Genomic DNA, 15928 nt, shown 5'->3' with positions numbered 1-15928 from the left:
GAGGGTCACTCCAGCAGTTCGCCAACGCTGGAAAGTTGACGTTAACGTAAGATGAATCTAAACGCACCCATATTTGCTATACAACCCCCTTGAATACGACGAATGAACTGATAAGTAGTCCATCAGCAGGCAAACACTCCGGCTCAAGCCTGCCCGGCGGGGATGAGCCGCTCGAAAACACTATCCACGGTGATGGCCAGCAGTCCGATCAGCAATGCCCCTTGCAGGATATAGGCCGTATTACCGTTGACGATGCCGGAGATGATCGGGTCGCCCAGGTTGCTCGCGCCCACGGTCGCTCCCAGCGCGGCGGTGGCGATGCTGATGGTCACCGAGGTGCGAATGCCGGCCAGGATGACCGGGGCGGCCAGCGGCAGCTCGACCTGACGCAGGACCTGTCCGGCGGTCATGCCCATGCCGCGGGCCGCCTCATGCACGTCGGGGTCGATACCGCCAAGCCCGACCAGGGTGTTGCGGACGATCGGCAGCAGGCCGTAGAGCAGTAGCGCGACGATGATCGGCAGGGTGCCGAATCCCAGCGCTGGTACGGCCAGGGCCAGCACGGCAACGGGAGGAAAGGTCTGGCCGATGGAGGCCAGTTGCGACACCAGGGGCAGGAAGTCCCGGCCAGCGGGACGCGTGACGGCAATGGCGGCGCCCACTCCCAATACGATCGCCAGCAGCGAGGCAACGCCCACCACCAGGATGTGCTGGCCCAGCAGGGAAAAGAACCCCGCACGCCGGTAGATCACCTGCCGCATGTCCGGCTCGACCAGGCGGAACAGCCATTCTAGCTGCCCCATGCCGGCCGCGAGCAGAAGCAACAGGCCCAGCCAGGCGAGCGGCACCAGCCACTGACGCCGCCTGGCCAAAGGCGTAACAGGACTATCGGTGAGCGATACGGACCTCATGCTGCCTTAGCCCCGAGCAAGCGGCGCAGCGACAGTTCGCCGATGGGGATGTCCTCCTCGTCGACCACGGTCAGGCGATCCACTTGGTGCCACAGCATGACCGACAGGGCCTGGCTCAGCGACGCGCCGTAGGCGATCCGCTCGCTGGCAAGCAGACGCGGCCCCAGCGGCAGCATGCGCTCGCTGACCTGGATCAGCGCTGCCTCCTTGAGCCCTCGGTCCATGCCGCCCAGCAGCGACTCGACGAAAGGATTGACCGGATCGTGCAGCAGCGCGATCGGCCGGCCCTGCTGCACGATCCGCCCCTGATGCATCACCACCAGCCGGTCGGCCAGCGCCAACGCCTCGTCCATGTCATGGGTGACGAAGACGATGGTCTTGTGCAGGCGCGCCTGCAGTTCACGCATCTCGTGCTGCAGCGTCTCGCGGGTAATGGGGTCCAGCGCCCCGAAGGGCTCATCCATCAGCAGGATGTCGGGGTCGGCTGCCAGCGCCCGGGCCACGCCCACCCGCTGCGCCTGGCCACCGGAGAGCTGGCGCGGATACTTATCGGCGAACTCCGCCACCGGCAACCCCAGCAGCTGCATCAGCTCCTCGACCCGCTCACGCACCTTCCCTTTGGGCCACTTGAGCAGGCGCGGCACCAGGCCGATGTTGCGGGCCACCGTCCAATGAGGAAACAGCCCGGTACTCTGGATGACGTAGCCGATACGCCGGCGCAGCGTCACCTCGTCGAAGTGACGTACCGGCTGTCCGTCCAGGTGGATCTCGCCGCCATCGTGCTCGATCAGGCGGTTGATCATGCGCAGCGTGGTCGACTTGCCGCAGCCCGAGGTCCCGACCAGCGCGCAAAGCTCGCCCTTCTCGACCCGTAGCGAGATGCCATCGACGGCGGTCTCGCTGCCAAAGCGCTTGGTCACGTCGAACAGTTCGATCATGCAGTCCCTCCTGGACGCAGACGTTCACTCAAGGAGCCGAGCAGCGCATCGGCCATCAGTGCCAAGGCGATGATCGGCAAGGCACCGAGCAGCACCATATCCATGGCCGCCTGTCCCAGGCCCTGGAAGATGAAGGTGCCAAGCCCCCCCGCACCGATCAGCGCCGCCACTGCCGTGAGGCCGATGGCCTGGACCGTGGTGATCCGAATGCCCTCCAGTACCACCGGCAGCGCCAGTGGCAGGCGCACCTGCAGGAAGACCTGTCGTCGGCTCATGCCCATGCCATGAGCCGACTCGATCACCGCCGGGTCCACCTCCTCCAGCGCCACATGGATGTTGCGCACCATAGGCAGCAGGCTGTAACCGAGCAGGGCCAGGAACGCCGGCGCCCAGCCGATCCCGCTGACGCCGATCGCGGCAAGCCAGTCACTGCGCGAACCGAGCCAAGCGAGCGGGGCCAGCAGCAGGCCGAACAGCGCCAGGCTGGGAATGGTCTGAAGGAAGTTGAGCACACCGAATCCGGCTCGCCGGACCCCGGCATTCCGACGCATGGCCAGAGCAAGCAACGAAGCCAGCACCAGGCTCGCGCCCACCGCCGCACCGACCAGGGCAAGATGCGTGACCAAGGCGCTCATGAACTGATCGCTGCGTGCCTGGTACTCGCGCTGCAGGGCCAGCGGTTCCAGCCACAGCGCCAGGGCCAGCCACCAGCCTGCCACCACCGGCACTAGCAGCAGCCAGCCCAAGGGGCGCGACAGCCCGAGCCGGGTACGCAGCTCGATCAGCGACAGCAGCAGCAGGAACAGCAGTAGCCAGAGGGAAGCGCCGATACCGACACGCGCCTGGGGTATGTCCGCCTCGACCAGAACCGCTGTCGCCGCCGAGAGCCACAGCGGCAGTATCGTCAGCAGCGCAACCACTGCGGCCAGCGATAGCCGTAGCCCCTTGAGGTTCGGCCGCCAGGCCAGCACCGCCACGGCGAGCATCGGCACGGCCAGCAGCAGTGCCGGCCAGCCGCCCATGACTTCGAGCGATGTGTAGGGAGAACCGGGCACGATCCGGTTGGGCGCAACGCTCACCGCATCGAATGTCAGCCACGCCGCCAAGCCGGCCAGCATCAGGCTCAACAGGACCCAATTGGGGGTATACCTGCCCTCTCCCACGTCTCAGTCCTGCAGCTCGGCCAGATACTCCTCGGCGACCTGGCGCGGGTCGAGCCCCTCCACCGCGACCAACCCGTTGAGCTCCTGCAGCGTCTCGAGGTCGAGCGACTGGAACAGCGGCTCGAGCAGCTCGGCGATCTCAGGGTGGGCATCGAGCACCTCCTGGCGCACCACCGGTGCCGGCTGGTAGACCGGCTGCACGCCAAGCGTATCCTCCAGCACCACCAGGTCGAGTGCGTTGAGGCCGCCATCGGTACCATAGGTCATCGCGGCATTGACACCGCTGGTCTGCTGGGCAGCAGCACGCATGGTGGCGGCGGTATTGCCGCCGGACAGCACCAGCAGCTGATCCGACGAGAGCTCGAAACCATAGGCCTGCTGGAAGGCCGGCAGCGCCTGCTCCGACTCGACGAACTCGGCACTGGCGGCAAACTTGAACTCCCCGCCCTCGTTGAGGTACTCGGCCAGGTCCTCAAGGGTCTCCAGGCCGTGCTCACGGGCCAGGTCGCCGCGCACGCTCATGGCCCAGGTATTGTTGGCCTGGGCCGGCGTCAGCCACGCCAGACCATTCGCGGCATCCCGCTCGCGTACCGTATCAAAGGCCTGATCGGCGTCATGCCAGACGTCGCTGTCGGTCATGTCGAAGAAGAATGCGCCGTTGCCGGTGTACTCTGGATAGAGGTCGATCTCGCCGTTGATCAACGCCTGGCGCACGATGCTCGTGGCTCCCAGTTGTAACCTGTCTTCGGTCTCGATACCGCCTTGCTGCAGGCGTTGAATGATCAACTGTCCAAGGACCGAGCCTTCGGTATCGATCTTGGAGGAGACCGTTACCGGATCGTTGGCCTGCGCGCCACCAGCGAGCAGCAAGGAAGCGGCAGCCAGCGCCGCCAAGCCGGGCAAGGAGCGTTTCATGATCACCACCATCCGTTGTGAATGTCAGTAGAGTATAAGGCGTGTACAGTTTGACTGTCAGACATGATCTCAACGCGGAGCCACACGCCCACCATGCCCGAGGACGATGCCGCCCTGCTAGCCCGTTGCCACCATCCACTGGTGCGCGACCTGGCCTGGATCGTGCTGGCCCCCGACCTGATTGCCACGCCTTGGCCCGGACGCCCCAGCCGCAGCGCCCTGGGCCTGGAAGCTGAACATCGACTGCACCACTACCTCGACGCATTGGAGGCCAACCCCCAGGCGCTGGAACGGCGCGTGGGCGATACCGTCGATGGCCGCATGGGTCATTACCACGAACGCCTGTGGCAGTACCTGCTCGATAGCGCCCCAGGCACGCGCCTGCTGGCCAGCAACCTGCGTATCCACCAAGGCAAGCGCACGCTGGGCGAACTCGACCTGCTCTATCGCCAGCTCGACGACCCGACACCGGTGCACCTCGAGGTAGCCATCAAATTCTACCTGGGCCTGCCGCAAGGCCCCGGGCAGCTCCACGACCAGGCACGCTGGATCGGGCCCGGCGGCGCCGACAGCTTGGCCACCAAGCGCGAGCACCTGGATCGGCATCAGCTCCGCCTGACCGAGCGAGCCGAAGCTCGTCTGGCGATCCGCCAGCATATCCAGCCGCGCGACATCGGCCCCACTCCCGACGTCACTATCCGACCCCAGTTGGCGATGCCGGGCGTGCTCTTCTACCCTTGGCGGCTGGCCATGTCCCCGCCATGCGAGGCAGCACCCGATCACCTGCGCGGCCATTGGCTGCATTGGCGCGACTGGCGATACCTCCGCGACGGCCTCGCACGACAGACTCGCGCCGCCTGGCTGGCAAAGCCCCACTGGCTGGCACTGCCACGCGACGAAGCGTTCCTGCCACTACACGACGTAGAGGCTCGGCTGGCACAGCACTTCTCTCGCCCCGCCTCTCCGATTCAGATAGCGCTGCTGGCCCAAGACGGTCCAGGCCACCGCCATCGGCGACTGTTCGTGGTGGACGACAGCTGGCCGTTGCAGATACCGCTGCCACCGCGCCCGCGGCCTGCCGCCTGAGCACAGACAAAAACGCCCGGCCAAGGCCGGGCGTTTTCGATATGGGCGAACTCAACTTCTCGGCGATTCGAAGATCCAGCTCGTGCCCTCGCGGGAATCCTTGAGCACGATGCCCAGTGCGGCGAGTTCGTCGCGAATGCCGTCGGCGGTGGCAAAATCCTTGGCCTTCTTGGCTTCGGCCCGCTGCACGATACGTGCCTCTATCTCCTCTTCGGTCAGCGGCAATACCGCCTGATTGCCCTTGAGGAAAGCCTGAGGGTCCTGGCCGAACAGCCCCAGCACAGCGCCCAGGCGACACAGCTCGGCAGCCAGCGCCGGTGCCTCATCGGGCGCTTCCTTCCTGGCCCGGTTCAATTCCCGCGCCAGCTCGAACAGCACGGAGAGCGCCTCGGGCGTATTGAAGTCGTCGTCCATGGCCGCGGTGAAGCGCTCGGCAAAGCGGCTGCCGACCTCACCCGTGACAGCCTCGGCGCCCGCCACATCGATACCCTCGAGAGCGTTGTAGAACCGTTCGAGCGACTTGCGTGCCTCGGCAAGCGACTCAGGGGCATAGTTGATCGGGCTGCGATAGTGGCTCGCCACCAGCAGGTAGCGCACCACCTCGGGGTCGTGCACCTCGAGTACCTCGCGAATGGTGAAGAAGTTGCCCAGCGACTTGGACATCTTCTCCTGGTTCACCCGCACCGCGCCGGCGTGCATCCAGGTATTCACGTAGGGCTTGCCGGTGGCCGCCTCCGACTGGGCGATTTCGTTCTCGTGATGAGGAAAGGTCAGATCCGGCCCGCCGCCGTGGATGTCGAAGGTGTCACCCAGGCAGCAGGTGGACATCGCCGAGCACTCGATGTGCCAGCCGGGGCGCCCCTCGCCCCAGGGCGAGGACCAGCTCGCCTCGCCCGGCTTGGCCGCCTTCCACAACACGAAGTCGAGCGGATCCTCCTTGTGCGCGTCGACCTCCACCCGGGCGCCTGCCCGCATCTCGTCCAGGTTGCGGTTGTTGAGCTTGCCGTAACCTTCGAACTCGCGCACCCGGTAGTAGACGTCACCGTTGGCGGCCGGATAGGCGTAGCCCTTGTCGATCAGGGTCTCGACCATGGCGATGATCTCGGCCACGTGACCGGTGGCACGCGGCTCATGGTCCGGGCGCAGCACCGACAGCCGCGCTTCGTCCTCGTGCATGGCGGCGATCATGCGCTCCGTCAGTGCCGCGATGCTCTCGCCATTCTCATCGGCACGCTTGAGGATCTTGTCGTCGATGTCGGTGATGTTGCGCACGTAGGTGACGTCATAGCCGCGCCAGCGCAGGTAACGGGTCACCACGTCGAACGCTACCATCACCCGGGCATGACCCAGGTGGCAGTAGTCATAGACGGTCATGCCGCAGACGTACATGTTCACCCTGCCCGGCTCGATCGGCGTGAACGTCTCCTTGCGGCGCGTCAGCGTATTGTAGATCTGCATATCAGCCCTTCTGCTGTATCTTTGCCCAACTGTCCTTCAGCCCAACGGTGCGGTTGAATACCAGCTTGCCGTCGTGACAGCCATGGCGGTCGGCACAGAAGTAGCCCACGCGCTCGAACTGGAAGCGTGACTCGGGCGCCGCGTCGGCCAGGCTCGGCTCACCCATGGCCTGGCAGATCTGCAGCGACTCCGGGTTGAGGTGCTCGAGGAAGTCGGCGTCCTTGTCCTTGTCCGGCTGCTCGACCAGGAAGAGGTTGTCGTAGAGACGCACCTCCATCGGCACCGCATGGCTGGCGCTGACCCAGTGGATCACCCCCTTGACCTTGCGCCCTTCTGGGTTCTTGCCCAGAGTGTCGAGGTCCACCGAGCAGCGCAGCTCCTCGATCTCGCCGGCGTCGTTCTTCACCACCTCGTCGCAGCGGATCACGTAGGAGTTGCGCAGGCGCACTTCCTGACCCGGCGCCAGGCGGAAGAACTTCTTCGGCGGCTCCTCCATGAAGTCATCCCGGTCGATATAGAGCTCGCGGGTGAACGGCACCCGCCGCACGGCCATGTCCTCTCGGGCGGGGTGGCCCGGCACCTCGTAGACTTCCTCGTGATCCGCCTCCACGTTGGTCAACACCACCTTGAGCGGGTTGAGCACGCACATGGCACGCGGTGCGTTGTCCTCGAGGTCGGAGCGGATGGCATGGTAGAGCATGGCAATGTCGACCAGACCACCATCGGCCCGGGTGACACCGATCATCTCACAGAACTTGCGGATCGATGCCGGCGTGTAGCCGCGCCGGCGCATGCCGGAGATAGTCGGCATGCGCGGGTCGTCCCAGCCGTCGACAATGCCTTCATCCACCAGCAGCTTGAGCTTGCGCTTGGAAGTCAGGGTGTAGTTCATGTTGAGCCGCGCAAACTCGATCTGGCGCGGCTTGGCCGGTACCGGCAGGTTGTCGAGGAACCACTCATACAGCGGCCGATGGTCCTCGAACTCCAGCGTGCAGATCGAGTGCGTTACCCCCTCGATGGCATCCGACTGGCCATGGGCGAAGTCGTAAGAGGGATAGATCTTCCACTTGTCGCCGGTCTGGTGGTGATGGGCGTGACGAATACGGTAGAGGATCGGATCGCGCAGATTGATGTTGGGCGAGGCCATGTCGATCTTGGCCCGCAGCACCCGCTCGCCCTCGTTGAACTCACCGCTGCGCATGCGCTCGAGCAGATCGAGACTCTCCTCGGCACTGCGATCACGGTAAGGGCTCGGGCGGCCCGGCTCGGTCAGGGTGCCGCGGTATTCGCGGATCTCATCCGGCGACAGGTCATCGACGTAGGCCTTGCCCTCACGAACAAGATGCTGCGCCCAGGCGTAGAGTTGATCGAAGTAGTCGGAGGCATAGCGCACCGCCCCGGCCCACTCGAAGCCGAGCCAGCTGACGTCCTCCTTGATGGCATCGATGTAGGCCTGCTCCTCCTTGGCCGGGTTGGTATCGTCGAAGCGTAGATGGCAATCCCCACCGAACTGCTCGGCCAGCCCGAAATTCAGACAGATTGACTTGGCGTGACCCACGTGCAGGAAGCCGTTGGGCTCCGGTGGGAAGCGAGTGACTATCTTGTCGGCACGGCCGGCCTCGATCTCCTCGCGGACCTGGTTACGGATGAAATTCGTCGCGCTGGCGTTTTCGGTGCTCATGTCGGTGCGGCAAACCTCTGATTGGATCGCGAGCCTGGGAGAGGCCTCGGATATCGATGAACCCGACGCGCTTCGCGCATCGATGCAAAACCGCTATTATAACGCCACGCCCATGCACGGCGCCAAGGCGCGCTCCTTCGTACAGGAAAACTTCGATGATCATTCTCGAGACCAGCTTCGGCGACATCACTGTCGCACTGAATCACGACCAGGCGCCCAAGACCGCGGCCAACTTCGAACAGTACGTACGCGACGGACACTACGACGGCACTCTTTTCCACCGAGTCATCCCCGGCTTCATGATCCAGGGTGGCGGCTTCGACCAGGATTTCAACCAGAAGCCCACCCGCGAGGCGGTCGAGAACGAAGCAGACAACGGTCTCAAGAACCTGACCGGCACCCTGGCCATGGCCCGCACCCAGGACCCGCACTCCGCCACCGCGCAGTTCTTCATCAACGTGGCCGACAACGACTTCCTCAACCACAGCGGCAAATCGATCCAGGGCTGGGGCTATTGCGTGTTCGGTGAAGTGGTCGCGGGCATGGACGTGGTCGAGCGCATCACTGCCGTAGACACCACGCGACGTGGCATGCACGCCGACGTACCTGCCGAGGACGTACTCATCAAGCGTGCCTACGTCAAGGACGAGGCCGACAGCTGACCGCTCCCAGCCGGCACGTTCGCTCTGGCGGACGTGCCATCGCGCGCCCTTCCGTCCTACCCGAGCCAGCGAGACACGGCCATGACCACCACCCTGCTGATCTCCGACCTGCACTTGCACCCTGAAGCCCCCGACGTCACCGAGGGCTTTCTCGGCTGGCTCGAACGGCGTGCCAGTGGCGTCGATGCGCTCTACATCCTGGGTGACTTCTTCGAGGCCTGGATCGGTGACGATCTGCTCGACCATGCCGACCAGGACCCCTCCGGCAACGCTGCGCTGGCCATACGCGTAGCCGCAGCCCTGCGCAAGCTGGCTGATGAGGGTACGGCCATCTATCTGATGCACGGCAACCGCGACTTCCTGCTCGGCCATCGCTTCGCCGCGACGGCCGGCGCCAAGCTGGTCACCGATCCGGCCGTGCTGCGCTTCGGTGATGAACCGGTCCTTTTGATGCATGGTGACAGCCTGTGCACCCGCGACGAGGCCTACATGGCCTTCCGCGAACAGGCACGCAACCCGGCCTGGCAGGAGCAGATCCTGGCCATGCCTCTTGCCGACCGTCTCCAACTGGCTGCCGCCCTGCGTCAGCAATCGGGTGAAGCAACGTCCAGCAAGGCCGAAGATATCATGGACGTCACCCCCGAGGAGGTCGTGCGCACGATGCGTGATCATGGTGTCACCACGCTGATTCACGGCCACACCCACCGCCCTGCGGTACATGAACTGGAGCTCGACGACCGGCTCGCGCGTCGTATCGTGCTGGGCGACTGGCATCCCGGGAAGGGCTGGGAAATCGAGATCGGCTCCGACGGCGACCCAATACTGCGCGAAATCGCGCTGTAGCCAAGACCATTCAAGGCAGCGTGCCGTCCTTGTCAGCAGGGGCCAGGCGGCACGCCTGCAAGGCCTCGAGAACCTCTACCGGCGGCGGCATGTTGGCCTCTTCACCGATCAACTCCAGGCGTGAGTCCCTGCGCCAGGCGCAGGCTGCAAGGCTCGCCGTACCGCTCCCGCGGTTGTAGAGTTTCCAGCCGGCATCGGTATGCAATACCCCCTTCACCCTCAGTTTGGATGGCAATCGATCAAGGGCCTGAGTCAGACGGTCGAGATCAAAGACGTCATGCGGGGACCAGCGCCACCCCAAGGTGTCATAGCCAAGCGCCCTGGCGCTCTCTTGTCGCGGTTGCCCTGGCTTAGGCACTACCTGTGAGAAGTCATCCAGCACCACGACCTGGCGCGCCGAATCGCGTAGCGCATCGTGGTGCTCATTCGGCACATCGCTCACATCGGCGGGTCGGTGCCTTCCGCTCTCCAGCAGAAGCGAGATCGGCAGCTCACCGTGAGGAGCCTGTGCTACCCACTTCTTGGGGGGCCAAAGCGCCTCCGCATGATGCCGGGCACCGATGATCTGCTCGGGAGTCACTCGATCGGTCATGGTCAGGGCTACTGCATCGGCCATGGCCAGCTGGTCGTTGAAGGTTTCGTGCTCACGAGCGCGTGGGTCATCGAGTCGGGCAGGATCGAGCAACACGACGATATCGCGCAACTCGAGCACGTCGGTAAAGGCCTCGCCACGCAGCATATCGAGCAGCCCAGCCGGATGCCCGAGCCCCGACGGCTCGATGATGAGTCGATCCGGCCGATGGCGGTGCAGCAGATTGACCAGGGTCGCCTGCAGCACGAAAGCCAGTTGGCAGCAGAGGCAGCCCCCGGGCAGCCCTTTCACGATGACATCGTCCTGGGCCTCGAACATTGCCTGATCGATGCCGACCTGGCCGAACTCATTGATCAGGACCGCCCAGCGCTCCTCTTTTGGCTTCTGCTCGATCAAGCGGCGTATGAGTGTCGTCTTGCCACTACCCAGAAAGCCAGTAAACAAGTGAACGGGTATCGATTTGAGAGGCGCCGTGCTCATGGTGCGTCCTGTGCGACATTCGTTATAGAGTAACATTCCCAACCCGGGATTTCATTCATTGCATCATCTGGGTCGAGGCCTCCGGCGCCAGATGACACATAATGGACAGGGGGAGATAACGGTATAAATACACAAGCAAAAAGAGAGGAGCTGCTGCCCCTCTCCTTCAACCTGACGAACGGTCAGCGCCGCGTGATCTCGGCCGTCTCGCGCAGATGGCTCCTCAAGCCTTGGATGGCAGCCTGAGCACGCAACTGCTCCGACATACGCACCACAAAAGCTTCCACCTGCTCGTCTGCACCGCCGGCCTCGACGCTGTCGAGCGCTATCAGGATGACCCGGTTACCGTCGGTGGTATGACCGAAGACGGCGGCCTCCTCGCCGGGCTGCGGCAGCCGGAAGGCAGCTTGCAATACGGCGCGCGGCACATTGTCCTGCTGGCGGGTCGCCCCCTCGACCTGGCGCCACTCCAGCTCGAGCTCCTCGCCGGAACGCAGGCGCTCGACCCGCTCACGCGCCACATCGAGCAACGCCTCACGCTGCTTGCGCTGCTCGACGGAGGCGGCGATCCGCTGACGTACCTCCTCGAGCGGCAGCACCGTGGCTTCACGATGCTCGGCGACGCGCAGTACCATTCGGCGATCCTCGTCGAGTTCGATGACTTCACTGTTGAAACCTTCGCGCAGGACGTCTTCGCTGAAAGCCTCGCTCATGACCCCCGGCTCGGAAAGCACACCGTCACCGCCATCACGAGAAACCCACTCGCTCTCACGCAGTTCGAGTTCCAGACTGTCGGCCACGCTGGCGAGGTCGTCGGCGGCAAAGCTCTCGTCGATGAGTGCCTGGACCCGGCGGTTGAACTCGCTGGTGACCTGGTCGCGCGCCAAATCGCGCGCAAGGTCATCGCGCATCTCTTCCAAGGGCATCTGATCCAGCCCCGTCACCTTGACAAGGTGCAGGCCGTTATCGGTCTCGACGATGCCGGACACCTGCCCCGGCGAGAGGGCGAAGGCCGCGTCGTCGAAGGCATCGCCGAAGAAGCCTCGGCTGATCACGCCCAGATCGCCGCCCTGCTCCGCCGTGGAGGGATCATCGGAGTATGCCAGGGCGAGTTCGTCGAAGGATTCCCCCGCGGCCAGGCGCTCGCGCACCTCCTCCAGGCGTGCTACTGCTTCATCACGGCTGCGCTCGCCGTCGAACGTCACCATGATGTGCGATACGCGACGATCGGCATCCCGGCCGCGCTCTTCCCACGCCTGGCGGATCGCCTCCTCGTCCACGTCGATCCGCTCGGCCATCTCCTGGCGATCGACGATCACATACTCGAGGCGAACTTGCTCGGGGCGCTGGTAGCGCTCACGATTCTCCTGGTAATAGGCCTCGAGATCCGCCTCGCTGACCTCCACGGGCTCGGCAAGATCTTCCGCCCCCAGCGTGTGATAGCGAAAACTGCGCACCTGACGCTGCAGCGATGCCAGTCTTTCGCGCTCACTTTCGAGAACGAAGTCGCTGACCGACAGCCCCTGCTGCAATTGCTGACGCTTGAGGTCAACGCGCAGCGCCGCCCGGAACGAGTTCGGGGTGAAGCCGGCACTGGCCAGGCGATTGCGGAACAGGTCGGTATCGAAGCGGCCGCGCTGATCCTGGAACTCGGGCAATGTCACGATCACCTGATCGAGCTGCTCGTCGGAAAGGTAAAGCCCGCCGTCCTCGGCAAAAGCGACCAACAGGCGTTCGCCGATCATTTCGTCGAGCACCTGGCCACGCAGGGCCCGCTCCTGCTCCGGCGGCACCTGGCCGGAACGGATGGCACGCTGCACTTCCATTTCCAGCTCCTGGCGTGTGATGGTCTGGCCATTGACCTTGGCAACCTCGTCGCCACCACCACCGAACAGCCCCACCAGGGACTCGACACCGAACAGCGCCATGGTCACTACCACGGCAGCCACGATGATCTTGGCGCCCCAACTTCTGGAGCGATCACGAATACTTTGCAGCATGCAGGCCTCGATTGCTGGTTATTGCTGGCTGTGGCGCCACATTATACGGCGACGGGCCGATGCGGGCCATCATGACAGCCCCGCTCCCCGACCGCCAACGACGCTGACGGAACCTCAAAAAAGAAGGCGCATCGCCGAAGCGATGCGCCTGATCGTTTGCTGCCGACGTTGCTCGGCCCGCTTGGACCTACGGCGCAAATAATCCGTTGACTCAGTTCACGGAGTCCTTGAGCGCCTTGCCAGCCTTGAAAGTCGGAACCTTGGCTGCGCTGATCTGGATCGGCTGGCCTGTCTGCGGGTTGCGGCCGGTGCGAGCGGCACGCTCCTTCACCGAGAAAGTACCAAATCCGACGAGAGATACACTATCGCCTTTCTTGAGGCTTTCGGAAACGGTGTCGACCATGGCATCCAGTGCACGAGACGCAGCGGCCTTGGGAATATCGGCAGACGCGGCGATGGCTTCGATCAGCTCGGATTTGTTCACACTTCACCCCTTGACTGTTTCAGAAAATAGCTCTAATCGGCGTGCCTTTCGCCCGGCAACTCGATCACAGCATGGCTGGCAGTTTATAGCAATGCTGCGAAAGAGGTGTCAAGCAACTAAGGCGCCAAACCGCGTCATACCCGGGTTTTATACCGAACATGACACGGCAATTATCGTTAATGTGTGCTGATCATGCTGGAAGAAGAAGCCGAATCTTCTGCTCGTGATTCTTCTCCACCATTGCCGGTCCTTTCAGCCAGGGCCGACTCCAGCACTTCATCGATCCAACGAACGGGCCGGACATCCAGCGCGTCCTTGATATTATCCGGCACCTCCTTGAGGTCCCGGCGGTTCTCTTCTGGAATGAGCACAATCTTTATACCACCGCGCCGGGCCGCCAGCAATTTCTCCTTTAGCCCACCGATCGGCATCACCTCGCCGCGCAGGTTCACTTCGCCGGTCATGGCCAGGTCGCAGCGTATGGGTCGTCCGGTATAGGCAGACACCATGGCGGTAACCATGGCAATGCCGGCGCTGGGGCCATCCTTGGGCGTGGCGCCTTCCGGCACGTGGATGTGCAGGTCCTCTTTCTCGAAGCGCTCCGGATCGATACCCAGCGCCACGGCGCGCGCCCTCACCACGGTATGGGCGGCACTGACAGATTCTTTCATCACGTCGCCCAGCGAGCCCGTCTTGTTGATACGCCCCTTGCCCGGGGTAACCACAGACTCGATGTTGAGCAGCTCGCCCCCCACCGACGTCCAGGCCAGGCCGGTCACGCGCCCCACCTGATCTTCCTTGTCGGCCAGGCCGTAGCTGTAGCGGTGCACCCCGGCATAGGTCTCGATGTCCGCCGCAGCAAGCAGCACCGGCGCCTGAGCCCCTTTGCCTTCGTGTTCTAGCCGTTCACGCAGGACCTTGCGGCACACCTTGGCGATCTGCCTTTCGAGCTCACGCACCCCCGCCTCACGAGTGTAGTAGCGGATCAGCTCGAGCAGCGATTCATCGGAGAGCGTCAGCTCATCTTCCTTGAAGCCGTTGGCACTGAGCTGCTTGGGCACCAGGTAGCGCCGGGCAATCGCAAGCTTCTCGTCCTCGGTGTAGCCAGGCAGACGAATGACTTCCATTCGATCGAGCAAGGGCCCCGGGATGTTCATCGAGTTGGCGGTACAGATGAACATCACTTCAGAGAGATCGTAATCGAGTTCGAGATAGTGGTCGTTGAACTTGTCGTTCTGCTCGGGATCGAGCACCTCGAGCAGCGCCGAGGCGGGATCGCCACGGTGGTCCATACCGATCTTGTCGACCTCGTCGAGCAGGAACAGCGGATTCTTGACCTCGGCCTTGCTCATACGCTGGATGAGCTTACCCGGCAGCGAGCCGATATAGGTGCGACGGTGCCCGCGGATTTCGGACTCATCACGCACGCCACCCAGCGCCAGACGCACGTACTTGCGGTTGGTGGCACGTGCGATCGATTGGCCCAGCGAGGTCTTGCCAACCCCTGGGGGCCCTACCAGGCACAGCACGGGTCCCTTGAGCTTCTTGACCCGCTTCTGCACGGCAAGGTACTCGAGGATGCGTTCCTTGACCTCGTCGAGGCCGTAGTGATCCTCGTCCAGCACCTTGTGGGCATGTACCAAATCGTGCTTTACCCGGGTGCGCTTCTTCCATGGCACCGAGACCAGCCAGTCAAGATAGGAGCGCACTACCGTGGCCTCGGCAGAGCTCGGCGACATCATCTTGAGCTTGCCCAGCTCCTGCACGGCTTTGTCGCGCGCCTCCTTGGGCATGCCCGACTCCTCGATTGCCTTTTCGTACTTCTCGGCTTCGTTGGGCACGTTCTCGAGCTCGCCCATCTCTTTCTGGATGGCCTTCATCTGCTCGTTGAGGTAGTACTCGCGCTGGGATTTCTCCATCTGATCCTTGACCCGCGAGCGGATGCGCTTTTCCACCTGCAGCAGGTCGATCTCGGACTCGATCAAGGCCATCAAGTGCTCGATGCGCTCGCGCACACGATCCATTTCCAGCAGCTGCTGCTTGTCCTGGATCTTGAGCGAGAGATGAGCGCAGATGGTATCGACCAGACGGCTGGGATCTTCGATGCCAGAGAGCGAGTTGAGCACCTCGTTGGGCACCTTCTTGGACAGCTTGACGTACTGCTCGAACTGGTTGAGCAGCACACGAACCAGTGCCTCCTGCTCACGCTCGCTCAGGGGCTCGCTGTCGCGCAGTACGGCCTCGGCCATGCTGTGCCCGTCGGTGTGATGGACTTCACGCAGATCGGCGCGCGAGACCCCCTCGATCAGAACCTTGACGGTGCCGTCGGGCAGCTTGAGCAGCTGCATGATCTCGGCAACGGTGCCGATAGTGAAGAGATCGTCGGTGCCGGGGTCGTCCTGTCCAGCCTCACGCTGAGCGACAAGCAGTACGCGCTTGTCGGCCGCCATTGCGGCGTCTAGCGCCTGGATCGACTTCTCGCGACCGACGAACAGAGGAATCACCATCTGCGGATAGACGACCACGTCGCGCAGTGGGAGTAGGGGCAGACTCAGGGTCTGAACGGCGTTCTGCTGCATCGCAGACGTTCCTCAAACAGAAATCGGTGGATACAGGGGGGATGGGGGCGCGGCACCCCCTTTGCAAGGGGTAGGTATTGGCGAACGCGGAAAGGGGCCGCCCGAGCGACCCCTTTCCGTCTTGGGCGTGGCAGCG

General features: G+C 63.7%; 13 protein-coding genes. 3 read left to right on the top strand and 10 right to left on the bottom strand.

The features are described 5' to 3' along the window. Positions 1-143: 143 nt before the first annotated feature. From SPH52_RS06540 to SPH52_RS06525, 4 genes are read right to left on the bottom strand one after another with little or no spacing between them, the layout of a single operon-like run. The gene (locus SPH52_RS06540) at positions 144-911 is read right to left on the bottom strand and encodes an ABC transporter permease (RefSeq protein WP_411794200.1); all 768 of its coding nucleotides are present in this window, start codon (positions 909-911) and stop codon (positions 144-146) included. Beyond that, positions 908-1849 (bottom strand): ABC transporter ATP-binding protein, encoded by a 942-nt coding sequence (locus SPH52_RS06535; protein ID WP_411794199.1) that lies wholly within the window; start codon positions 1847-1849, stop codon positions 908-910. The genes SPH52_RS06540 and SPH52_RS06535 overlap by 4 nt, the downstream gene beginning before the upstream one ends. After that, on the bottom strand, positions 1846-2967 hold the full coding sequence (locus tag SPH52_RS06530) for an ABC transporter permease (protein WP_411794541.1): 1122 nt from the start codon (positions 2965-2967) through the stop codon (positions 1846-1848). The genes SPH52_RS06535 and SPH52_RS06530 overlap by 4 nt, the downstream gene beginning before the upstream one ends. A gap of 48 nt (positions 2968-3015) precedes the next feature. Next, positions 3016-3927, bottom strand: a complete 912-nt coding sequence (locus SPH52_RS06525) for an ABC transporter substrate-binding protein (protein ID WP_411794198.1) — start codon at positions 3925-3927, stop codon at positions 3016-3018. Positions 3928-4020: 93 nt separating this feature from the next. Between SPH52_RS06525 and SPH52_RS06520 the strand changes: the two genes are divergently transcribed. Then, a complete protein-coding gene (locus tag SPH52_RS06520; protein ID WP_411794197.1) occupies positions 4021-5013 on the top strand; it encodes a DUF1853 family protein in 993 nt (330 codons plus the stop codon). A 51-nt stretch (positions 5014-5064) separates the two neighbouring features. Here SPH52_RS06520 and cysS read toward each other — a convergent pair whose 3' ends face one another. Both cysS and SPH52_RS06510 read right to left on the bottom strand, forming a co-directional pair. Further along, positions 5065-6471: a cysteine--tRNA ligase gene (gene cysS, locus SPH52_RS06515; protein WP_411794196.1), complete on the bottom strand. Its 1407-nt coding sequence runs from the start codon at positions 6469-6471 to the stop codon at positions 5065-5067. Position 6472: 1 nt separating this feature from the next. After that, complete coding sequence (locus SPH52_RS06510; protein WP_411794195.1) at positions 6473-8152, bottom strand: glutamine--tRNA ligase/YqeY domain fusion protein; 1680 nt, start codon at positions 8150-8152, stop codon at positions 6473-6475. 155 nt (positions 8153-8307) lie between these two features. Here SPH52_RS06510 and SPH52_RS06505 point away from each other — a divergent pair, with 155 nt between their 5' ends. Next, positions 8308-8814: a peptidylprolyl isomerase gene (locus tag SPH52_RS06505; protein ID WP_411794194.1), complete on the top strand. Its 507-nt coding sequence runs from the start codon at positions 8308-8310 to the stop codon at positions 8812-8814. An 81-nt stretch (positions 8815-8895) separates the two neighbouring features. Then, a complete protein-coding gene (locus SPH52_RS06500) occupies positions 8896-9657 on the top strand; it encodes a UDP-2,3-diacylglucosamine diphosphatase (RefSeq protein WP_411794193.1) in 762 nt (253 codons plus the stop codon). 10 nt (positions 9658-9667) lie between these two features. On the opposite strand, the gene SPH52_RS06495 is transcribed toward SPH52_RS06500, so the two are convergent. From SPH52_RS06495 to lon, 4 genes are all read right to left on the bottom strand, one after another. Then, complete coding sequence (locus tag SPH52_RS06495) at positions 9668-10729, bottom strand: CobW family GTP-binding protein (protein ID WP_411794192.1); 1062 nt, start codon at positions 10727-10729, stop codon at positions 9668-9670. 182 nt (positions 10730-10911) lie between these two features. Next, positions 10912-12729, bottom strand: a complete 1818-nt coding sequence (locus tag SPH52_RS06490; RefSeq protein WP_411794191.1) for a SurA N-terminal domain-containing protein — start codon at positions 12727-12729, stop codon at positions 10912-10914. A gap of 211 nt (positions 12730-12940) precedes the next feature. Beyond that, the gene (locus SPH52_RS06485) at positions 12941-13213 is read right to left on the bottom strand and encodes an HU family DNA-binding protein (RefSeq protein WP_167109863.1); all 273 of its coding nucleotides are present in this window, start codon (positions 13211-13213) and stop codon (positions 12941-12943) included. A gap of 176 nt (positions 13214-13389) precedes the next feature. Then, entirely contained in the window at positions 13390-15792 is a 2403-nt protein-coding gene (lon, locus tag SPH52_RS06480) for an endopeptidase La (protein WP_411794190.1), read from the bottom strand. Positions 15793-15928: the final 136 nt, after the last annotated feature.

This window comes from Halomonas sp. A29, from assembly GCF_046723295.1.
In the GTDB taxonomy this organism is placed as follows: domain Bacteria; phylum Pseudomonadota; class Gammaproteobacteria; order Pseudomonadales; family Halomonadaceae; genus Halomonas.
This window is presented reverse-complemented; position numbering and strand designations above follow the sequence as displayed.